The organism is Candidatus Hakubella thermalkaliphila (assembly GCF_013281975.1).
GTDB classification, from domain to species: domain Bacteria; phylum Actinomycetota; class Humimicrobiia; order Hakubellales; family Hakubellaceae; genus Hakubella; species Hakubella thermalkaliphila.
Window position 1 is genome coordinate 1 of record NZ_BLRZ01000376.1, and the last position, 783, is coordinate 783.

Genomic DNA, 783 nt, shown 5'->3' on the forward strand with positions numbered 1-783 from the left:
TCTTTGGTATAGCCCTTATCATCAAATACATCTATGTGGGGGATGAGGTTAAAGGCTATTTGCACTGGATAGACTTCCGGTCTCCCTGCCGGCCGCGAATCGAGAATGGCCCTGGCCTGTCTCTGGAGCTCTTTAGTAGCCTTCCAACCCGTTCCTGAGACAGATTGATAGGTGGAGACTACGATTCTTTTGATTCGCGAGTAATCATAAAGGGGTTTCAGAACTACCACCATCTGAATAGTGGAGCAATTGGGGTTGGCGATGATCCCTTTATGGTTTTGCAAATCCTGCGGGTTCACCTCTGGCACCACCAGAGGGACATCCTCCTCCATCCGGAAAGCACTGCTATTATCTATGACAATAGCTCCCTCCGCCGCTGCCAGAGGAGCATATTTTCGGCTGACCTCGGCTCCGGCTGAAAACAGGGCGAAGTCGATACCGCTGAAAGAGTTACGATCCAGTCTTTCCACCAGTATGAGTTCGTCCTGAAACTTGAGCTCACTTCCCGCAGATCTCTCGGAAGCCAGAAGTCTCACACTCCTGGCTAGAAATCCCCTTTCTTCTACGATATTTAACATCTTCTCGCCTACCGCGCCGGTAGCGCCAACGATGGCCACGGAATACTTCCTCATTGCGCCCACTTTCTTGGTGAAGCCCGTTGGCCGGCTGACTACCCGGGGCAGAGCCTGTACCTATGCTTTCTTTATGAGGTCTGCTCACCCTATCCAGGTTGAACTTCTTATGCAGGGACCTGACTGCTGTCTCCGCCTGCTCTTTCCTTAT

At 51.6% G+C, this 783-nt stretch carries 1 protein-coding gene; it reads right to left on the minus strand.

Going from position 1 to position 783, the window contains the following annotated elements; all coding sequences use genetic code 11:
• On the minus strand, positions 1 to 632 hold a 632-nt coding region (locus HW443_RS12255), incomplete at its 3' end, for an aspartate-semialdehyde dehydrogenase (protein WP_176238340.1).
• Positions 633 to 783 lie beyond the last annotated feature (151 nt).